The following is a 19739-nucleotide window of genomic DNA, read 5'->3' on the forward strand; positions in this document are numbered from 1 at the left end:
CATTATATTTATGAAAATATTTAATACCCGTCTCCCTACCTTAAGTGATATCCAACAAGCGCAATTGACTGCCCAGCGCCAAGCGGATGACTATCTGCTTTTGGACTTTGATACTCGTCAGCATTCGCGATTTCGAGCTGTGACAGTTTCAGGGGAGGCGGTCGGTATCGATTTGCCGCGTACTGGTGTCTTAAAAGGAGATGACGTCCTCACCAATGCCGCAGGGGAGTTGATGCAAGTCATCGCCAAGCCCCAAGCGGTGACCAAAGTGACGGCAGCCGATGATTTTTTATTAATGAAAGGCGCATATCATTTGGGCAATCGCCATGTGCCGTTGATGTTTGAGCACAGTGCAGCAGGGTACGCGCTGTATTTTGAAAACGATCATGTACTGGCACAAATGCTAGAAAATCTTGGGCTGCATACTGAGCCTGCATCAGTGCCGTTTGAGCCTGAAACGGGTGCTTATCAGACAGGACACGGGCATTCGCATAGCCATTCTCACGCTCATACGCATTCGCATAATGACGCGCATAGCCATGATGATGACCATGACAACAACCACAATCACAGTCATAACCATGATGACAGCCACAGCCATCATAATGCGTCTATAGGTCGCTCAAATGAGGATTGATGGCAGTACTCAGTCCCATCAGTCTGTCCAACTTGGGCAAATGTTGATGCTGGCCTCTAGTAACTTGCCGATTGGTAGCTATACCTACTCACAAGGCGTAGAGTCAGCGATTGAGTCAGGCATTATCTCTGATGAAGCCAGTACGCTTACCTTTATGCAAGACTATCTTGCGCTGGCTGTCATTGGCTACGAGCTACCTATATTGGCACTTATCATGTGTGCGCTTGATCAAGGTAATGAGGTGCTAGTAGCAAATCTGGCACATGATTATCATGCAGGCCTTGAGAGTAAAGAGTTTATACTAGAGTCGCAGCAGCTAGCGCAGGCGATGGTATCTTGGCTCAACGAGGTACTGAATCTTGGTATACCTGCTGAGATACCTGATGATGGTTATTTACCACTTTTTGCTCACATTGCCCAGCATTGGCAGCTGCCACTCATGCAGTCGATGACCACCTATGGATTTGCTCAATTGGAAAATATGGTGCTCGCTGCTGTCAAAACCGTACCACTCGGGCAAATGGCGGGTCAGCGTATCTTGTGGCAGCTGCAAAGTGATCTTGGCTCTGAAGTTGAAGCGCTGAGCGATAGCATACAGCAAGCCTTTGAGGATGTAATCACGTCATCAAACGCGACCGACACGCTCAATATGAGTGAACATCAGGGTTGTCAAAAGCTGTGCGAAGACCTCTATGACAGGATCAATATTACTAATAGCTTGCCCAATTTGGCGATTCTCTCAAGTATGCATGAGGAGCAATACAGTCGGTTGTTCCGCTCATAATTTTACCTTCATTTTTATTTATACTTATTAATATACAAACTGTTTCAGGAAATTAATATGTCTCTAACTCCGCTCAAATCAAAAAATTCTAATGTTGCATCAGACATACAAACTGATAGTGATAGCCAGAAACTGTCTTCTGCCTTATCGTGCTTACGCCTCGGCATCGGCGGGCCAGTCGGCAGTGGTAAGACCGCTTTGACCCTAAAACTGTGTCAAAACTTGCGTGATACGATCAATATGGCAGTTGTCACCAATGATATTTATACCAAAGAAGATTCGCAGTTTTTGACACGCAATAATGCGATGCCCGCTGAACGTATTCGCGGCGTAGAAACGGGCGGCTGTCCGCATACTGCGATTCGTGAAGATGCGTCGATCAACCTGACGACCATTGCCGAGTTGCAAGAAACCTTTGAGGGCCTAGAATTGATTATCATTGAGTCGGGTGGTGACAATCTTGCCGCGACCTTTAGCCCAGAGCTGTCTGATCTGACCTTATATGTCATTGACGTCTCAGCGGGTGATAAGATACCTCGTAAAGGGGGCCCTGGTATCACCAAGTCAGATTTATTAATCATCAATAAAACCGATCTTGCCCCAATGGTTGGCGCATCGCTTGAGGTGATGGAGCGCGATGCTAAAAAAATGCGTGGCGATAAGCCTTTTGTCTTTAGCAATATGAAAACCGGTGATGGTCTGGATGAAATTATTGCCTTTATCAAAGAGCACGGTATGCTCGCTTAACCAATAGCCCCTCATCAATCATTAAAATATTCATCATAAGGAGTCAACCCCATGACACAACATACAAAAGAGCATCACAGTCATAAAGCCCGTTTTTCAAAGGCTTTATCTTCTCGAAAAATAGCAGCGGCTTCAATGACGCTTGCAACCTTTACGATGGTACCGTCGTTGGCGCAGGCACATTCTGGTCATCTTCACTCGGCTACTATACAAGCGCCCTCGTTTTTGGGCACATTGCAAGCAGGATTGCTGCATCCAGTGACGGGTCTTGATCATCTGTTTTTGGCAGTAGGGATGGGCATGTTGTTTTATGGACTACAAAAGCAGCGCCTAGGTATGATGTCACTGACAGCTGGATTATCACTAGGGGCCGTTTTGGGCACTATTGGGGTGTTGGTTGGCGGTGTTGGGTTTGCGGCATCATCTGGATGGATTGAGATTGCCATATCGCTATCAGTGGTCGTATTGGCTCTGATTTTGATGAGTGATAAGAGTCGACAAGAAGCTTTTTCAGCGCGTACGCAGCCAGCGCATACGCCAAGCATCCAGCAACTATCGTTGTTTGGTTTTGGTGGTTTGGCGGTCTTTCACGGATTGGCACATGCCCTTGAAGTACCAGCGAATGCTGGCGTAAGTGGTCAGCTAGGATTTTATGCAGGGATGCTAGTGACGATGCTGGCGCTATATGCAGTTGGTACGCTGGTCAGCCAGCAGCTAAAGCAGCGCCTAGGTGATAACTTATGGTTACAGCGTGGTCTGGTCGTACTTGGACTGGGTGCGGTGTTTGTACCTGCTCTAGTATAGGGTGTATTATTGCAAGACTTTGAGCGTAGTCTTAGCTGATACGTATTGCGTAACGACCATGCTAGCGATTGGTTAATCAAAAAAGCCATTGAGCGTGCACAAAAAAATACGGCCCCGATCGATGATCGGGGCCGTATTTTTTGATATGTAGAACAAGAGTGCTGTGTGGTGTTATGGTTTAACAGCATACAGCGCTCAGTCTAGATTACATACCTTGCTGCTGTTGTTGCTGAGCCGCTAGCAAATCTTGGTAGCTGACTTCTTTGTCAGTCACTTTGCCTTGGCTGATCAAGTAATCTACTACTTGGTCTTCTAGTACCACAGACTCAATGTTAGCGCGTTGCTGCTTGTCATTGGTGTAGTACTCGATTACTTCCGCTGGATCTTCGTAGTTTTCAGCCGCTTCTTTGATGAAGGTTTCAACACGCTCTTGATCTACTTCTAGACCTTTGGTGTCGATAACACGGGCAACGATGATACCAAGACGGGCTGCACGTAGCGCTTGCTCTTCAAACAGCTCATTTGGCAGCATGTCTTTATCGAAGCTATCAGCGCTCGCACCGAACTGCTGAGAAAAACGTTGCATCATCATGTTGCGTTGACGCTCGATTTCTTGCTCTAGCATGGCGCTTGGTACGTCAAACTCGTTCTTTTCTAGCAATGCATCAAAAGTCGCTTGCTTAACTTGGCTACGCGCAGCGTTTTTGATTTCTCTTTCCATGTTTTTGCGTACGTCTTCTTTTAGTTTCTCAATGCCGCCTTCTTTTACGCCAAATAGCTCTAGGAAAGCATCATCGATTTCAGGTAACTTAGATTTTTCAACCAATTTTACATTGATTTTGAACTGTGCTTCTTTACCAGCTAGGTTCTCAGCTTGGTAATCTTCTGGGAAAGTGACGTCGATAATTTTTTCTTCGCCCGCTTTCATGCCTTTGATACCCGCTTCAAAACCTGGAATCATCTGGTTGCTACCGATCACTAGTTTGAAGTCTTCAGCAGAACCGCCTTCGAATTTTTCGCCGTCGATAGAGCCTTCAAAGTCAAAAGTCACTTGGTTGTCTTTCGCCGCCATGCCCTTTTTCTCAACGAATTCTTCACGTTGCTTTTGTAGGTTTTCGATCATGGTGTCAACGTCTTCGTCACTTACTTGTGCCGTGTGACGCTCAACTTCGATTTCATCGATACCTTGTACGTCGATTTCTGGGAAGATCTCAACGGTGGCTTGATACACCAAGAAATCGTCTTCAAGTTTGACGTCGTCGATGTTTGGCATGCCAACCGCGCGGATGTCTTCAGATTTGATCGCTTCAAAGACCGTATCACGGATCACATCGTTGATCACTTCTTGCTGGATGCCCGCACCGTACTGTGAGCGGATGTGCGACATTGGCACTTTGCCTTTACGGAAACCGTCGATTTTGGCGGTTTTCGCCACTTGGCTGATGCGGCCTTCTACTTTGTTTTGAATTTTTTCAACGGGTACTTTAACCGTGAGCTGAGTCTCTTTATTAGATAGCTTGTTGGTTGTGACTTGTAAATCTGTAGCCATGTTCATTACACCTTTAGGATTAAGTAGTACGTTTGATTAATGAGATAGTACTTAGGGTTAAATGGTAATAGACAAACCGTGCCTCAAATTACGGGCGTGTACGACGGTTGCCGCTGGAATAAATAGGGGATAATGATAAGCCCGCCACTTCAAAATCAGCACCAGTAGCAATCGCCGCTGATACTAAAGGGTGACACTGTCGAAGTTGTCAGGGTTACCAAATATCAGTTATAAACCGTTAATGCACCGCATAATAACGCTTTTTGGTGAATTATACAGGCAAATAACGGCCTTCAACAAAATTTTAAAAGTAGAACAGTATAATCTATCTGCTTATTAAAGTAAAAATTATCTCTTTGACGGCAGGGTTTCTAAGGTTTTTTGCGATTACAAGCGCACTTATTTTACAAGAGAACCTATAAAGTTTTTATAAGAGAACCTATAAAGTTTTTATAAGAGAACCTATAAAGGCAGTTGTGCCAATAATTGCTGAATAGCCTGCCCCCGATGACTGAGACGATTTTTATCAGCCGCACTTAGGCTTGCCGCACTGGCTTGTAGATTAGGTAACCAAAACAATGGATCATAGCCAAAACCGCCGTCGCCATGCGGTGTGTCTAAGATCTCACCGTGCCATAATCCTTGAGCGATAATCGGTAATGGGTCATCTGCATGACGCACCATAGCCAGCACGCAAACGAACATACCCTCAATCGGTGTGTCAGGCTGGGTCGTGCGTAATGGCTGCAAGTCAGCAATGAGCTTGGCGTTGTTTTTACTATCATTGCCGTGTTCACCCGCATAACGCGCCGAGTAGATGCCTGGTGCATTACCGAGTGCAGGCACGCACAGTCCTGAGTCATCAGCAATCGCCGGTAACCCGCTGATACGGCTGGCATGGCGTGCTTTGATAATGGCGTTTTCGACAAAGCTGAGCCCATCCTCTATCGCATCGTCGATATCGAGCTGACCTTGCGGGACAATCGTCACGTCCAAGTTCGCTTCGGCAAATAGCCGTTTAAACTCAGCCAGTTTGCCTTTGTTATTGCTGGCCAGCACCCACTGGTTATCAGAGGTTGATTGGGGAGCGAGTTGTACGGTATCGGTAGTGCTCATAGGGTCGTTCCGTTATAGAAAAAATATGAATGAATTAGCCGAGCTTTAACTTTTGGTATTTTTATAGATGCTATAAAGATCGACCTCGATAACGATGTTAGTACTGATGGCATAGGGTTTGACGAGGTAAAAGGTCATCGTTGAATAAATAACCAGTGACGATGCAGAATATACGAGCTATAACATTTGGTAACTGATATTATTAGGGGCTGTTGTTATAATAGTGACCAAGCTACAGTGAAATATATCTTATAGCTTGTGAATATTAAGTTAATAAAAGTCTATAGAGTCAAACACTTGGCTTTTGGAAGAACAATAACAGCTAGGTTAATTTTGGATTCATAATAATACGTGATACAGTGTTAAGCAATCACGTGTATTAAGCGATAACATTCACTTCAAACAATAAACTCAGCCAATTTAGCTCGATACCAAGTGTTTCTATTCTTAAGGCGTATCTATTTTAGGTATGTCTGTATTTAGAGAGACAGTAGTATGAGTGGCCAAATAAGCAAGGATAAAATAATTATGTCAAATATTACTTTACCAGATCTCCCATATGCAAAAGACGCGCTAGAGCCACATATCAGTGCCGAGACGCTAGAATATCATCATGACAAGCATCATGCTGCTTACGTAAACAAGTTAAATGAGCTACTACCAGGTTCTGGTTTAGAAGACAAAACCTTACCAGAAATCATCAAAGCGACTGCTAAAGATGACAGCAAGCAAGGTATGTTCAACCAAGCAGCCCAAGTATGGAACCACACGTTCTACTGGAACTGCATGACGCCAACCAACGGCGGCGGCGAACCTACTGGCGACCTAAAAGCAAAAATCGAAGAAGATTTCGGTAGCTATGACAAGTTCCGTGAAGAGTTCAAAAATGCAGCATTGACTCAGTTCGGTTCAGGTTGGGCATGGCTAGTCGCTGATAAAGTGGGTGGCAAACTATCAATCGCCAAAACTGCTAACGCTGATACCCCATTGGCACACGACCAAGTCGCTGTATTGACTTGTGATGTATGGGAACACGCGTACTATGTAGATTACCGTAACCGTCGTCCTGACTATGTTGATACGTTCTTAGACAAGCTCGTGAACTGGGACTACGCAAACGCAAAATATAAAGGTCAAGACGCAGGCGTTGAAGAGTAATCTTGACGCTTAAGTTTTGATATAAAAAAAAGAGCGCCGTTTGGTGCTCTTTTTTTTGTGGGCGAGATAAAATTGCGGTTATTTTTAGAACACTTTATCGATGCATTACAGAAAGTAATTGATCGCCAGCGAACCTTTATCAGCAAAAAAATGTTCAGCAGCGCTATAATGATTTTCAATAAAAAATGGAATTAACACGGAGGGAGCTCGTGAACAAAGCGCGCATTGCTGTACTTGCTATTTTGACACTGTCGGTCATTAATCTATGCTTTATGATATTTAGCAACTTGGTAGGGATGCGGGCGTTTCCTGACTACTCACCGATGGTAATGACGCTATTTAATGTGTTTTTGATGACCCTTGGGCTGCTGAGCATTTGGCAGCTATTCACGGGAATTGACGGTCATGCGATGCGCGGCAAGATACTGCTGCTACTCGCGGTGGAGTTTTTTGCGGTGTATGCGGCGGACATTGCCAATATCTTTCCACGTTCGGCAGAACCGATAGGGCAGATGCTGTTTGCGGTAGAAATCTTTGGTGCGGTGCTGGCGGTGTTGTTGTTTGTCAGTGCGGGTTGGTATATGAAGTCTGCACCCACGTATAATGCTATGTAAGCAGTTAGGCCGTTATTACGGCAGTGGAATGACGGTATACTATAAGGTGTAATATTTAACGACTCAAGATTTAATTTGAAAGAAGGACGATGAGAGGCATCTTTTTTCAGTTGATTAATTTCCAAGAACCCATTCGACAACTTTTCTCTTGTATTGACTTTCTGTATAATTCGGTAAAGGTTCTTTGTTTAAAATAGATAATATGGCTGAAATTAGATAATCTCCAGCTGCAATTTGAGCTATTAACGATGGAATATGAGTCTTAACATCACACTCGTCAATTTTGATATCCAAACAACCTGTCATGCCAATTGAAAGACTATGAACTACTTCATTACGAGCTTTGCGTGCTATGTGAAGCATATCTTTTTCTTTCTGCCCAATGGATAATGAATTAATATTGTTATTGAGATTTGAGAACTTCTCGAATATTGATTTAATAAACTTTTTGTAATCATCTTCAGATAGAAGAGATGCGAATCTTATCGGAAATTTCAAAAGTTTTGCAGCGACATCGCACAAGTTGTCAAATCTCGTAGAAATAATGAGTGAACGCCCTAGAATAGCATGTAACTCCTCAGTATTTTCAGTTAGCTCAAAATCCTCAATAAATATATCTGGGCTCATATAGCTTTCCTTTAATAGATATAGTTTAGAATCACTAGATTCATAAGATTTTAAGGTCAAAACTCCCCATAACATCGCAATATTATAAGGAGTATTTAAACTGACTTTACCCCAAAACCCAATCCCTGTCACCACCAATAACCAACTTTATTCAACCAGTTTCCAGCTATTATTCCCATCTAACATCAACTCATCAAACACCCGTTTAAAGCCTTGCTGAATCAGCTCAAAGCGTGACGGTGTAGGTTCACTATCTACCGTGATAACAGGGGCGTCTATCGGTGTGATGGCTTGCCACTGCGCATTGTCATTGGTTTTATCCGCTAATACAAAACTAAAGAACGCCGTGTCACCTGCCATCATACGCAAATCATCAACGACCAGCTGTTCGGCTGCATCGGCATTAGTAGAAGTGGCGGGTAGCATTTGGACGCGATACCCTGTCCAATCACCAGAGAACCAGTCAATACGCTGGGCATAAGGTCGGCTTTGCGCTGGCAGGTTTGCCCGTAGCGTCTGCGCGTTGTCGTACTGCGTCAGATAGCGATATTCAGGCAAGCGGCTGTCTAAGGCACTACCGCGTATCTCGATCAGTCTATGCTCATTATCTTCGGCAACGGTACGCCACATGAGTAACGTCGGCAGAACAGGCATGGTTTTGATGCGTGTGGTATTGATATTAGCCACTGCCAAAGTTTGCTCCGCTTTGGATTGGGCGTGGTATTTTAATCCTAAGCCCAATAATAAATAACTGCTACTGATTAGCAGCATCCAAACCGCAAGGCGTTGACAGTTGATCAGCATTCCTGCTTTAAATACCGCAAGTTTGCACCCTTTTATCACGCCCACGATTACCGCTATCAGTAGCGGTAAGGTATAGAGCGGGTCAATGATAAAGACGGAGGCAATACTGATTGGGGTCATCTGCAAAGGTTCTTGCAGTGGCCAAAATAGCTGCGTGCCGTAGACGGTAAAGCTGTCCAAGATAGGATGGGTGGTCAACACCAACGTCATGGCGAGTGCTAAGCGCCGCGTTGAATAGGGTAGCGGCATATCGCGCCAGTGGTGATAGCGACTAAGCATCCACGCACCTATGATACCTACTGCGGTCAGGACGAGTAATGAATGACTAAATCTGCGATGGTAGGTCATGTCACTGATGGGATCGGGGTAGCTGATAAGCACATCCAAGTCAGGTAGCGTGCCCAGTATCGCCCCGTATAGGTAGGCTTTGCGACCCTGATATTTGCCAAGTACTGCCCCTTGGACGCTCGCACCTAAGACGATTTGACTGAGTGAATCCATAGCGCTCTTATTAAATTAGGGTTTAGGTTAACTACAGTACGTCAAAGTTATGCGCTATTAGCGCCTCACGCAGCATCGCAATATTATAGTACGCGTGCGCTTTCACGGTATTTTGAAAAAAGATATATAGCACATCAAAATGCTGGCGCTGATTGGCAATCGCTTGCGCCCAGTCCTGCATCTCAGCCTCACTATAACGATAATCATGACGATCAGCCGCGCTCATCGCATCCCACCAGCCCAAATTATTGCCATGCATTCGCAGATAGCCCGTACGTTCGGTAAATATCAGGCGCGCAGGCGGCAGCCCGCTGACTTTGGGATAATCGACACTGCACCAAATCAGCCCTTGCTGTGCAAAGCTATCGACCACTTGCGGGGTGTGCCAGCCGTTATGACGAAACTCGATGGCGAGCGGATAGTCCTTAAACCAGCTGACAAGTTCTGCCAAGTACAGACGATGCTCGCGAGTACGGTCAAAGCCATGTGGGAACTGGAGCAGTAACGGCGCTAACGCATCTGCTTCAATAAGTGGGGATAGTGCATTTAAAAATGCCTCGGCGTGCTCAGCAGTGCCTTTACGTGCATGAGTAAAATCTTGGTGTAGTTTAACGGCAAATTTTAACTGGCTATTAGCTTGTGTGTAAGCTTTATCAATCATCCCCGCAAAGGCTTTTTGCCCGATGGGCGCATAGAAGGTGCTATTGATTTCGACTGCACCGTATTGTTTGGCGTATTCACGTAAAAAGTCGGTCTTTTTGGTGCCTTGTGGGTACAGCGTACCGAGCAAATCCGTGTCGCTATAGCCACCAGTGCCAAGATAAATACGCGGGGTAGGGTTACTATCCATGTTGACCACTCACTGCCGTTTGAGGTGATAAAACTTTCTGAGCTGTTTTTATTCAGCGGCTATTCACTAGCTATTTCTTACGTGACCACAGCCATTCAATCAACGCCAGTAGCGCGTCATTATTTTTGCCAATGTTATCTTCATTGTCGCTAAGCTCACGACTATTTAGTTCATGAGAAATAGCCGCGCGTCCATCGTTAAATAGCGATTGCGCATAGCTGGTCGCGTCATCGACGCCCATCAGTTTTACATAGGTAGATTTGTCCAATTTTTCATCGCTACCCGCAGGCTTACCAAGTGTATCAGTCGTCATCGTGACGTCCAATACATCGTCTTGTACTTGAAAGGCAAGACCGATATATTGGGCGCACTCTTGCAATGCCATACGCTGTGGAGCCGTTGCGCCAGCACAGACGCCGCCCATGAGCATGGCCGCTTCAATCAGTGCACCTGTCTTGTCACGATGGATGGCTTCTAAATCGTTTTGCACAATATCAGTACTGGCTTCGGCATTGAGATCCAGCATTTGACCTGACACCATGCGTCTAGCGCGCGGGGCAAATATGGCCAATAGCTGACTTGCAATATGCGCATCGAATGGCGCAAAGGTTGGCATTTCCGCGGTCAATACTTCAAACGCGAGCGTCTGCAATACATCTCCTGCTAGCAGTGCCGTCGCTTCATCAAAGGCAATATGAGCAGTCGGTTGCCCACGGCGCAGCTCGTCATCATCCATACATGGCAAATCATCATGCACCAACGAATAGGTATGTAGTAGCTCTACGGCCAATGCAGCACGGCGCGACATATCATAGTCTGAGTCATTTTCTAGCAATGAGTCTAGATCAGCATTGAGCATGTCGATGTCGTCATTGCGCTCGTCTGTACGTTCACTATTACCGCTATTAATACTGGCAAAAGCACTGGCAACCATCAATGGGCGCACCAATTTACCTTGTCCAGTCATGACATAACGACAGGCATCTACCAGTGGACTAGGCAGCTTGGCATAAGCAAATAAGACCTCAATATCTTTTGCCAGTTGCGCGCGCACAGCACCATGAAATTGCTCAGTGCTTTGAAAAGAGACAGCGTTAAAAGGGGCAAAGCCAGAAGAGGTAGCGCTAGAAGTAAGGGAAACCGTCATAATCCAACCATTTATCAGGGATACAATGAAAACTTATTAAGGACAAGGTAAAAACGGTATTAGTGTAGCATGATAGGCCATATTGCTCGTGTGAGACACGGTATCAATCGTTTGTTTTTTGCATTTTATAGCTCTGATTTATCCAAAAACGAGGCAGTACAATCGTAATCTTACAACAAGTCTTGGTTACGCATCGCTGATGTCACTTGCTGGTTGAATATGTTTTGATAAAAGCGCAAGCTAAGTAAGTTATATTAATTGGGCTACACCAACGGTTTATCACCCTTGAGGTGGTAGACCGTAAAGACGAGCAAGACCGAATACATTCAAAATAGCAGCTCAGTATACAAGTATTCACTAAAACACTTTGCGCATAAGGTAAATGCCTACAGGTGATTTAAGAGTGACTTGCGAGTATGGCATTAGCTTGTGACAGTTGGGGGCATAATCCCCTACACTAATTGACGTGAAAATGGTCTGATGTTGACTGTAATGGGTTTTTACTGAGCGTATTAATTCAGCAATTTTCAGTGTTAGACCATGTCTCAGTCAGTATTTTAATAGCGGTATTTGCAACATATAAATGAAGCGCCGTGTGATGGGGTACAAGAGACGTCAAAATAAGTATCAAATCATGAGCGCTGGATAATAAAGACATCTTCACTGTGCGCCCACTAGTGGTTTGTCGTCATGATGATGTTTGTCTTGAAGGCGGCGCACAGTGCTATTACCCATTTTACTAACAGTAACTGGCTATTTATTTTAATTCAAAACGTAGCTTTCGTTATATAGAAAGGAGTTTCAAATGGTATACCAAGGAAATCGCATCACGGTGACAATGCTAGAAGATGGCATCGCCAACATGCACTACAACGCCGAAAATGAGAGCGTGAACAAATTTGATGCCGAAACCAACAAGCAGTTTGGTGAAGCCGTTACTGCTTTAGAAAAAGCGGACGACGTCAAAGGTCTTATCGTCACTTCAGGCAAAGGCGTGTTTATCGCTGGGGCTGATATCACAGAGTTTGTGGCTTCTTTCAAAAAGTCAGAAAGCGAGATCAAAGATTGGGTCGTTCATGTCAATGACGCTTTCAATCGTTTTGAAGATTTGCCATTCCCGAAAGTGGCTGCCATCAATGGCGCGGCAATGGGCGGCGGCTGTGAAATGACCTTGGTTTGTGAATACCGCGTCATGAGTGACAAAGCGATTATCGGTCTACCAGAAACTCAGCTAGGTATCTTCCCAGGCTTCGGTGGTACGGTTCGTAGTACGCGTATCATTGGTATCGATAACGCGCTTGAGCTTATCGCCACTGGCACACCCAAAAAACCACTTGATGCGCTAAAACTCGGCTTGGTTGATGCAACCGTACCAGCTGACGACTTGCAAGATGCAGCCATTGATTTGGTCAAAAAATGTATCTCAGGTGAGCTTGATTGGCAAGCAAAACGTGAAGAAAAACTGGCTCCTGTTAAGCTAAACCAGCTTGAGCAAGCTATGGCATTTAATAGTGCCAAAGGTGCTATTTTCGCTAAAGCCAATCCTAAGCAGTACCCAGCACCAGCTCTTGCTATTGAAGCGATTGAAAAGCACGTCAACCTACCACGTGACAAAGCAATCGAAGTTGAAGCTGCTGGCTTTGCCAAAGCGGCCAAAACGCCACAAGCAGAGAGCTTGGTTGGTCTATTCTTAAACGATCAGTTAGTCAAAAAACTGGCCAAAAAACACAGCAAGCTTGCACATGATATCAATGAAGCCGCTGTGCTAGGCGCTGGTATCATGGGTGGCGGTATCGCGTATCAAGCGGCCAGCAAAGGCTTGCCAATTATCATGAAAGATATCAAGTCTGAGCAATTAGATCTTGGTATGGGCGAAGCCAGCAAACTGCTTGGTAAAATGGTTGAACGTAAGAAGATGACCCCAGCGAAAATGGGTGAAACCTTAAGCCGCATCCGTCCTACTTTGAACTATGGTGACTTTAGCGAGACTGATATCGTTATCGAAGCGGTCGTAGAAAATCCAAATGTGAAGCGTGCAGTTCTAAAAGAAGTAGAAGGGTTAGTAAAAGACGATTGCATCCTAGCGTCAAATACCTCGACTATCTCTATTACGTTCCTAGCGGAAGCGCTTGAGCGTCCAGAAAACTTCGTCGGTATGCATTTCTTTAACCCAGTACATCGCATGCCACTGGTCGAAGTGATTCGCGGTGAAAAATCTTCTGAAGAAGCCATCGCGACTACCGTAGCACTCGCCTCAAAAATGGGTAAAGTGCCAGTTGTGGTCAATGACTGCCCAGGTTTCTTGGTCAACCGTGTCTTGTTCCCATACTTTGGCGCGTTTGATTTATTGCTCAAGCAAGGTGCTGACTTTGCTCATGTTGATAAAGTCATGGAAAAATTTGGCTGGCCAATGGGCCCTGCATACCTAATCGACGTGGTCGGTCTAGATACAGGTGTACATGGCGCAGAAGTGATGGCGGATGGTTTCCCAGATCGCATGAAACCAGACTATAAAGGCGCGATCCAGCATCTATATGAGAATGAGCGTCTCGGTCAGAAAAACGGCGTAGGTTTCTATAAGTATGAAACTGACAAGCGCGGTAAGCCAAAGAAAGTTGCCGATGAAGCCACTTACGAGTTACTAAAAGCCACGACTGACAGTGAGAAGCAAGAATTCGACGATCAAGCGATCATCGACCGCACTATGCTGGCTTTCTGCAACGAAACCGTTCGCTGCCTAGAAGACAACATCGTGAGCACGCCTGCCGAGGCCGACATGGCAATGATTATGGGTGTCGGTTTCCCGCCATTCCGCGGTGGCCCTTGCCGTTATGTCGACCAAATGGGTCTAGATAACTATTTGGCACTATGTGAAAAGTACGCTCATCTTGGCAAAGCCTATGAAGCCCCGCAGAAGATTCGCGATATGGCAGCCGCAGGCGAGACTTTTTACTCAGTCGAGTAATGAACATACCGTATTAGGATAAGTGTGGTGCGTCCGCCAACACAAAGACAATCATGGATGTGTTGATAGACTTTGATGACGGACGTACGGTTTTAGCTGGTTTACGACAGCGTGATACATGGCATTGAATCGCAGCGCGTATAACACACAATGCTTTGCGAAAGAGAATCCCATCATAACGCTGGCGTGAACCACCTACACTGACAATAAAAATTGAAAAGGAAGATAGTATGACAACTTTAAGTCCAAAAGATGTGGTCATCGTAGATGGCGTGCGCTCGGCAATGGGTAAAACCAAAAACGGTATGTTCCGTCATGTACGTGCGGATACCATATCCGCTGAACTGGTACGCGCGCTAGTAGAACGTAACGACTTCGATACCAATGACATCGAAGATATTATCTGGGGCTGTGTCAACCAGACCTTAGAGCAAGGCATGAACATCGGTCGTAACATTGGCCTATTGGCAGGTATTCCAAAGACTGCTGGTGGACAAACGGTTAACCGTCTGTGCGGCTCATCTATGCAGGCACTACATACCGCAGCTGCACAAATCATGACCAACCAAGGTGATGTGTTTATCATTGGCGGCGTTGAGCACATGGGTCACGTCGGCATGATGCATGGTATTGATCTAAACCCTGCCGCTTCTAAGCACTATGCAAAAGCCTCAAATATGATGGGCTTGACCGCTGAGATGCTAGGCCGTATGAATGGCATTACGCGTGAAGAGCAAGATGCTTTTGGTCTTGAGTCACATCGCCGTGCATGGGCTGCGACCACCGAAGGTCGTTTTGACAATGAAATCATCGGTATCGAAGGTCATGATGCTGATGGTCGCTTGCAACTATGTACCGTGGATGAAGTCATCCGTCCAGATGCAACCATGGAGCAAATGCAAAAACTACGTCCAGCGTTTGATCCAAAAGGCGGTACCGTCACAGCGGCAACGTCATCTGCACTATCTGACGGTGCATCAGCGATGCTGGTCATGAGTGCTCAAAAAGCGAAAGATCTAGGTCTCAAGCCGCGCGCCCGTATCCGTAGTATGGCCGTTGCTGGTTGTGACGCAGCCATCATGGGCTATGGTCCTGTACCTGCTACCAACAAAGCACTGAAACGTGCTGGCATGAGTATCGGTGACATGCAAACCATCGAGCTAAACGAAGCCTTTGCTGCTCAAGGTCTATCGGTATTAAAAGGTCTAAATTTATCTGATAAGCAAGATATCGTTAACATCAACGGTGGCGCGATTGCTCTAGGTCATCCACTAGGATGTTCAGGTGCTCGTATCACAGTGACATTGCTCAATGCAATGGAGCAGTCAGATACCGAGATCGGTCTCGCGACGATGTGTATCGGTCTGGGTCAAGGTATCGCCACTATTATTGAGCGGGTTTAATTTTAAAATCGGCAACCAGTTTGTAACATTTGTTGATTAAAAATATTCTAATAATGACCCCTAGCCGTGATGGCTGGGGGTTTTTTGTGAATATAATGAGCGAGTTAATGCTTGGCGTAGTAAAGAGCACACAGGTACGTATGAAAATTATCTCCATTGACGCATTCAAGAAACTGTGACTAAATAAGGGTGAGCTGAGCTAAGACTATTATTAATGAAAATTCTGATGATGGTCGTTTTAAAATAGCTTTTAATAATAAATATCAGCCGTACAAGGAGTGTATTATGTCTACGATGATTGCTGATCGTACTTACCGAATTGCTCGTGAAAACACCCAAGCGATGATTATCGATGTACAAGAACGCCTCACGCCGTACATTTATGATCACGAAAATATCGTCAAAAAAACAGTGACCATAATCAAAGGACTGCAAGCGCTTGGTATCCCCATCATGCTCAACGAGCAGTATAAAAAAGGATTGGGCGATAGCTTGCCAGAGCTTCGTGATGTGCTGGAGGGCGACAATGCAAAGAGCTTTGAAAAAGTCACATTTAGTGCCTGCGATAACAATGACACATGGCATCATTTAGCGCAGCAAAACCGTAGTACCGTATTGCTTATCGGAGTTGAGGCACACGTCTGTGTGCTACAGACCGCGCTTGATTTGCTAGATAATGGTATGCAACCGGTCATTATTGGCGATGCCGTTGGCTCGCGTTTTCCATACGATAAAAAACAAGCCATTCGCCGTATTCGCCGTGCAGGTGGGATAATCTCGACAGTAGAAACCATTTTGTTTGAGTTGTGCCGTAGCAGTGAAGACCCTGCCTTCAAAACCATTCTAAATTTGATTAAGTAGATGGTTATATAATAGGGTGCTCAGTCATTTGACCCAATGACTTATAAGAGATAGCGCTTGATAACATCAGCGCTATTTTGTTGTTAGCCACACCGTAGTGTGTAAAATTATCAAAAAATCAGAGAGAAATATGTCCTCAAACACACTGACGTCATTGACCGATCAAAAATCTGCTACAACTATCGACATAGAGGATGTCACTCATTTCTTACTAGAGCTAGATGCGCTCAAACGCGTGAATCGCCGTAGTTACGTGACTGAGACCGATCGCAGAGAAAACTCTGCCGAACATTCTTGGCACTTAGCAATGGCATGCTGGTCGATCGCTGAGTTGTTTGAGCTGGATGTCAATCATGAACAATTGCTAAAGATGGCACTGGTACATGATTTGGGTGAGATCGACGCTGGTGATACATTCTTGTTTGCAAATAGTCGTAGCGAGGCACATATTGAGGAACGCGTTGGCATCGCCCGATTGCAAGCAGAGCGTGGTAACGGCATCGAGGCTTTGAGTGAGGTTTGGGAGGAGCAAGAAACGGGTAGTAGCAAAGAGACTGCGCTACTCAAAGTGGTCGATCGCTTACTGCCATTTTTACTCAATCTCAATACTGAAGGCAAAACGTGGCGTGAGCTTGGAGTGACACGTAGTCAAGTCGCAGGTGCACATGCGTTTATTCAAGACAGCTTTGCTCCTATTCATAAATGGCTATCACACAATATTGACTATGCGACCCAGCAAGGATGGTTGATCGACGCGTAAATCTATAAAAACGCTAGGCATAGAAAAGCCCAGTTGAGCATTGCGATCTATGCTTCATTGGGCTTTTATTTTTTATTATATTAGAGATAAATTACGGTTTCGTGACACCCAGTAATTGACCCATTTTTACAAAACTATTGGCTTTCATGGTCTCTTGCCAGTCGGCTTTTGCTGCTTTTGGCAACACTACGATAGCCGTTGATCCTAAATAAAAACGACCAAGCTCTTCGCCTGCCGCAAACTGCATATCGTGATCCGCTTCTTGTATATCATCCGTGCGGGTAATTTTGCCAGTGGCGACGGTTTCGATACCAGCGACAATCATAGCGCCTACCATGACAACGGCCGCTTTGCCATACTTGGTATCAAACATGCAGACCAAACGCTCATTACGTGCAAACAAGTCCGGCACATTAGCTGCCGTGGTATTGTTGACCGAAAACAGCGTACCAGGAACATAGCGAGTCTTGGTCAGCGTACCGGCAAACGGCATATGAACACGGTGGTAATTGCTAGGGGCTAGGTAGATTGTCGCAAAACTACCATCGGCAAAATAACGGCCATCTTCGCTATCAGCCAGCAATTGGCCAACGTCATAGTGACGACCTTTGGCTTGTAGCATTTTATGATCTTTAATTTGCCCAAGCTGAGAGATGATACCGTCAGCAGGACTAACGATGCCGTTTGCGGTGGTATCGATGGTGCGAGCATCTTCTTTTAGCTCACGGGTAAAAAAGTCATTAAAACTCTCGTAAGCGTTGAGGCTCTGGCGCTCATACTCATCTAGGCTGATATTATAAGCTTTGGCAAAACCACGGATAAAGGTGCGTTTGACATAAGGATGACGACTGGCGGCCAAACGTCCAGCGACTTTACTGAGCTTTTGCTGCGGTACCAGCTGTTGTAAGGTGGTAAATACATTCATAATAAGGCTACCAAAATAGGATGTGATGTCATTATTGCATAGGCAAGTTAATGGCCATATTTTATCATGGACAGCGTATTATTGTCTGACCATAAACTGTAAGCCATTTATAAATAAAGAAGGTCGTAAATGAAAGCACTGATACAACGAGTGAGCCGTGCCAGCGTCACTATCGATGAGCATTGTGTTGGCAAAATTGATCATGGGATATTGGCCTATATTGGGTTGGGTCATGATGATGATTTCGCCGCCGCCAAGCGAATGATTGACAAAATATTGACCTATCGTATTTTTGAAAATGACGACGACCCTGCCAAATTTGGTAAACTGGATAAAAACGTCCAGCAAGTCGGCGGCGGATTGTTATTAGTGTCACAATTTACGCTGATGGCAAAAACGGATAAAGGTCGCCGCCCTGACTTTGGTGGCGCGATGGCACCTGATGCGGCACAAGCGCTGTTCGAGCAACTCATCGACTATGCCAAAACCCAGTATTCAAATGTAGCCACTGGTCAGTTTGGCGCTGATATGCAAGTTGAAAGCGTCAATGATGGACCACTTAATTTTCTATTGGAGATCTGACACCAGAGTGTCATCAGGCTGTCATAATTAATCCGTTTAATAGATAGAGACTGGTGTGTATTTATCGCCTTTTTATATGCCAGATTTTGTCCGCTAACACCGAGAATGTCCTATGTATAATGAGAAAATTTTGATTGTTGAAGATGAACCTGCGATTCGTGAAATGGTTGTGATGACGCTAGAAATGGCTGGGTTTGATAGCCTACAAGCGGCTGACGTATCAGAAGCGCATCAGCAAGTGGTCGATCATAGACCGTCATTAATATTATTAGATTGGATGTTGCCCGGAGACAAGAGCGGTGTTGATTTTTGTCGTATGCTCAAAAGCGATGAGATGCTCTCTGAGATACCCGTCATTATGCTAACGGCCAAAAGCGAAGAAGACAGCAAGGTTCACGGCCTCGATGCAGGTGCAGATGATTACATGACCAAGCCTTTTTCGACGCGCGAGCTGATTTCCAGAATCAAAGCGGTCTTGCGCCGTAGTAGCGCGATGAGTAGCGACAAGCCTATCGAAATTGGTCAGCTGAGTCTCGATACCAAAAGCCAGCGCGTGACAGCCGCAGGAAAAGTCATCGAGGTCGGCCCAACAGAATATCGCTTATTAGCATTTTTTATGAGTCACCCAGAGCGCGCTTACACAAGAACGCAGCTGCTCGATCAGGTTTGGGGCGGTAACGTTTATATCGAAGATCGAACCATTGATGTACATATCAAGCGTCTACGTAAACTATTGCGCCCTTATGATTGTGATACATTGATACAAACGGTGCGCGGTACAGGCTATCGGTTCTCTAGTCTTATTGAGCCAAGCTAATCTTATAAAAGTTGATTTTTGATAACTTGATCTTGTATGAATAATGCCACCATAACAATAAATAAAATAGCGGATAGTGGTAAGGATA

Annotated in this window: 19 protein-coding genes; 12 read left to right on the forward strand and 7 right to left on the reverse strand. The window is 45.2% G+C overall.

Features of this window, described 5'->3' with window-relative positions:
* Positions 1–10 precede the first annotated feature (10 nt).
* From ureE to BTW00_RS10160, 4 genes are read left to right on the forward strand one after another with little or no spacing between them, the layout of a single operon-like run.
* Positions 11–637 carry an urease accessory protein UreE gene (gene ureE, locus BTW00_RS10145; protein ID WP_075107314.1) on the forward strand — a complete coding sequence of 209 codons (627 nt, stop codon included), beginning with the start codon at positions 11–13 and terminating at the stop codon, positions 635–637.
* Complete coding sequence (locus BTW00_RS10150; protein WP_075107315.1) at positions 627–1421, forward strand: urease accessory protein UreF; 795 nt, start codon at positions 627–629, stop codon at positions 1419–1421. The genes ureE and BTW00_RS10150 overlap by 11 nt, the downstream gene beginning before the upstream one ends.
* 57 nt (positions 1422–1478) lie before the next feature.
* The gene (gene ureG / locus BTW00_RS10155) at positions 1479–2168 is read left to right on the forward strand and encodes an urease accessory protein UreG (RefSeq protein WP_083603626.1); all 690 of its coding nucleotides are present in this window, start codon (positions 1479–1481) and stop codon (positions 2166–2168) included.
* A 51-nt stretch (positions 2169–2219) separates the two neighbouring features.
* Positions 2220–2972, forward strand: a complete 753-nt coding sequence (locus tag BTW00_RS10160; protein WP_075107316.1) for a HupE/UreJ family protein — start codon at positions 2220–2222, stop codon at positions 2970–2972.
* Positions 2973–3177: 205 nt separating this feature from the next.
* Here the strand turns inward: BTW00_RS10160 and tig are convergent, their stop codons facing one another.
* Together tig and rdgB are read right to left on the reverse strand one after the other, a co-directional pair.
* Positions 3178–4521, reverse strand: coding sequence for a trigger factor (gene tig / locus BTW00_RS10165; RefSeq protein ID WP_075107317.1), 1344 nt, complete (start codon positions 4519–4521; stop codon positions 3178–3180).
* Between the two features lie 462 nt (positions 4522–4983).
* Positions 4984–5637, reverse strand: coding sequence for an RdgB/HAM1 family non-canonical purine NTP pyrophosphatase (rdgB, locus tag BTW00_RS10170; RefSeq protein WP_075107318.1), 654 nt, complete (start codon positions 5635–5637; stop codon positions 4984–4986).
* Positions 5638–6165: 528 nt separating this feature from the next.
* Between rdgB and BTW00_RS10175 the strand changes: the two genes are divergently transcribed.
* Positions 6166–6795, forward strand: coding sequence for a superoxide dismutase (locus BTW00_RS10175; protein WP_075107319.1), 630 nt, complete (start codon positions 6166–6168; stop codon positions 6793–6795).
* A 209-nt stretch (positions 6796–7004) separates the two neighbouring features.
* A complete protein-coding gene (locus BTW00_RS10180; RefSeq protein ID WP_075107320.1) occupies positions 7005–7409 on the forward strand; it encodes a hypothetical protein in 405 nt (134 codons plus the stop codon).
* Positions 7410–7523: 114 nt separating this feature from the next.
* Here the strand turns inward: BTW00_RS10180 and BTW00_RS10185 are convergent, their stop codons facing one another.
* From BTW00_RS10185 to BTW00_RS10200, 4 genes are all read right to left on the reverse strand, one after another.
* A complete protein-coding gene (locus BTW00_RS10185) occupies positions 7524–8036 on the reverse strand; it encodes a hypothetical protein (protein ID WP_075107321.1) in 513 nt (170 codons plus the stop codon).
* 147 nt (positions 8037–8183) lie between these two features.
* Positions 8184–9341: a metal-dependent hydrolase gene (locus tag BTW00_RS10190; protein WP_075107322.1), complete on the reverse strand. Its 1158-nt coding sequence runs from the start codon at positions 9339–9341 to the stop codon at positions 8184–8186.
* Positions 9342–9372: 31 nt separating this feature from the next.
* A complete protein-coding gene (locus BTW00_RS10195) occupies positions 9373–10191 on the reverse strand; it encodes a DUF72 domain-containing protein (protein ID WP_075107323.1) in 819 nt (272 codons plus the stop codon).
* A gap of 70 nt (positions 10192–10261) precedes the next feature.
* Complete coding sequence (locus BTW00_RS10200) at positions 10262–11338, reverse strand: polyprenyl synthetase family protein (RefSeq protein WP_075107324.1); 1077 nt, start codon at positions 11336–11338, stop codon at positions 10262–10264.
* An 805-nt stretch (positions 11339–12143) separates the two neighbouring features.
* Between BTW00_RS10200 and fadB the strand changes: the two genes are divergently transcribed.
* The 4 genes from fadB (at position 12144) to BTW00_RS10220 (ending at position 17327) form a co-directional block, all read left to right on the forward strand.
* A complete protein-coding gene (fadB, locus tag BTW00_RS10205; RefSeq protein WP_075107325.1) occupies positions 12144–14303 on the forward strand; it encodes a fatty acid oxidation complex subunit alpha FadB in 2160 nt (719 codons plus the stop codon).
* A 230-nt stretch (positions 14304–14533) separates the two neighbouring features.
* The gene (fadA, locus tag BTW00_RS10210; RefSeq protein WP_058025120.1) at positions 14534–15706 is read left to right on the forward strand and encodes an acetyl-CoA C-acyltransferase FadA; all 1173 of its coding nucleotides are present in this window, start codon (positions 14534–14536) and stop codon (positions 15704–15706) included.
* A gap of 285 nt (positions 15707–15991) precedes the next feature.
* On the forward strand, positions 15992–16567 hold the full coding sequence (locus tag BTW00_RS10215) for an isochorismatase family protein (RefSeq protein ID WP_075107326.1): 576 nt from the start codon (positions 15992–15994) through the stop codon (positions 16565–16567).
* A gap of 130 nt (positions 16568–16697) precedes the next feature.
* Positions 16698–17327: an HD family hydrolase gene (locus BTW00_RS10220; RefSeq protein ID WP_075107327.1), complete on the forward strand. Its 630-nt coding sequence runs from the start codon at positions 16698–16700 to the stop codon at positions 17325–17327.
* A gap of 91 nt (positions 17328–17418) precedes the next feature.
* On the opposite strand, the gene asd is transcribed toward BTW00_RS10220, so the two are convergent.
* Positions 17419–18252, reverse strand: a complete 834-nt coding sequence (gene asd, locus BTW00_RS10225; RefSeq protein WP_075107328.1) for an archaetidylserine decarboxylase — start codon at positions 18250–18252, stop codon at positions 17419–17421.
* Positions 18253–18381: 129 nt separating this feature from the next.
* Here asd and dtd point away from each other — a divergent pair, with 129 nt between their 5' ends.
* Together dtd and phoB are read left to right on the forward strand one after the other, a co-directional pair.
* On the forward strand, positions 18382–18834 hold the full coding sequence (dtd, locus tag BTW00_RS10230; protein ID WP_075107329.1) for a D-aminoacyl-tRNA deacylase: 453 nt from the start codon (positions 18382–18384) through the stop codon (positions 18832–18834).
* 112 nt (positions 18835–18946) lie between these two features.
* Positions 18947–19651, forward strand: coding sequence for a phosphate regulon transcriptional regulator PhoB (gene phoB, locus BTW00_RS10235; RefSeq protein WP_058025125.1), 705 nt, complete (start codon positions 18947–18949; stop codon positions 19649–19651).
* Positions 19652–19739 lie beyond the last annotated feature (88 nt).

It is taken from the genome of Psychrobacter sp. C 20.9 (genome assembly GCF_001921765.1).
GTDB classification, from domain to species: Bacteria; Pseudomonadota; Gammaproteobacteria; order Pseudomonadales; family Moraxellaceae; genus Psychrobacter; species Psychrobacter piscatorii_B.

Excerpts from the sequence above, each read along its gene's own strand:
- ureE (WP_075107314.1), top strand. The coding sequence starts at position 11 with ATGAAAATATTTAATACCCGTCTCCCTACCTTAAGTGATATCCAACAA.
- BTW00_RS10150 (WP_075107315.1), top strand. The coding sequence starts at position 627 with ATGAGGATTGATGGCAGTACTCAGTCCCATCAGTCTGTCCAACTTGGG.
- ureG (WP_083603626.1), top strand. The coding sequence starts at position 1,479 with ATGTCTCTAACTCCGCTCAAATCAAAAAATTCTAATGTTGCATCAGAC.
- BTW00_RS10160 (WP_075107316.1), top strand. The coding sequence starts at position 2,220 with ATGACACAACATACAAAAGAGCATCACAGTCATAAAGCCCGTTTTTCA.
- tig (WP_075107317.1), bottom strand. The coding sequence starts at position 4,521 with ATGGCTACAGATTTACAAGTCACAACCAACAAGCTATCTAATAAAGAG.
- rdgB (WP_075107318.1), bottom strand. The coding sequence starts at position 5,637 with ATGAGCACTACCGATACCGTACAACTCGCTCCCCAATCAACCTCTGAT.
- BTW00_RS10175 (WP_075107319.1), top strand. The coding sequence starts at position 6,166 with ATGTCAAATATTACTTTACCAGATCTCCCATATGCAAAAGACGCGCTA.
- BTW00_RS10185 (WP_075107321.1), bottom strand. The coding sequence starts at position 8,036 with ATGAGCCCAGATATATTTATTGAGGATTTTGAGCTAACTGAAAATACT.
- BTW00_RS10190 (WP_075107322.1), bottom strand. The coding sequence starts at position 9,341 with ATGGATTCACTCAGTCAAATCGTCTTAGGTGCGAGCGTCCAAGGGGCA.
- BTW00_RS10195 (WP_075107323.1), bottom strand. The coding sequence starts at position 10,191 with ATGGATAGTAACCCTACCCCGCGTATTTATCTTGGCACTGGTGGCTAT.
- BTW00_RS10200 (WP_075107324.1), bottom strand. The coding sequence starts at position 11,338 with ATGACGGTTTCCCTTACTTCTAGCGCTACCTCTTCTGGCTTTGCCCCT.
- fadB (WP_075107325.1), top strand. The coding sequence starts at position 12,144 with ATGGTATACCAAGGAAATCGCATCACGGTGACAATGCTAGAAGATGGC.
- fadA (WP_058025120.1), top strand. The coding sequence starts at position 14,534 with ATGACAACTTTAAGTCCAAAAGATGTGGTCATCGTAGATGGCGTGCGC.
- BTW00_RS10215 (WP_075107326.1), top strand. The coding sequence starts at position 15,992 with ATGTCTACGATGATTGCTGATCGTACTTACCGAATTGCTCGTGAAAAC.
- BTW00_RS10220 (WP_075107327.1), top strand. The coding sequence starts at position 16,698 with ATGTCCTCAAACACACTGACGTCATTGACCGATCAAAAATCTGCTACA.
- asd (WP_075107328.1), bottom strand. The coding sequence starts at position 18,252 with ATGAATGTATTTACCACCTTACAACAGCTGGTACCGCAGCAAAAGCTC.
- dtd (WP_075107329.1), top strand. The coding sequence starts at position 18,382 with ATGAAAGCACTGATACAACGAGTGAGCCGTGCCAGCGTCACTATCGAT.
- phoB (WP_058025125.1), top strand. The coding sequence starts at position 18,947 with ATGTATAATGAGAAAATTTTGATTGTTGAAGATGAACCTGCGATTCGT.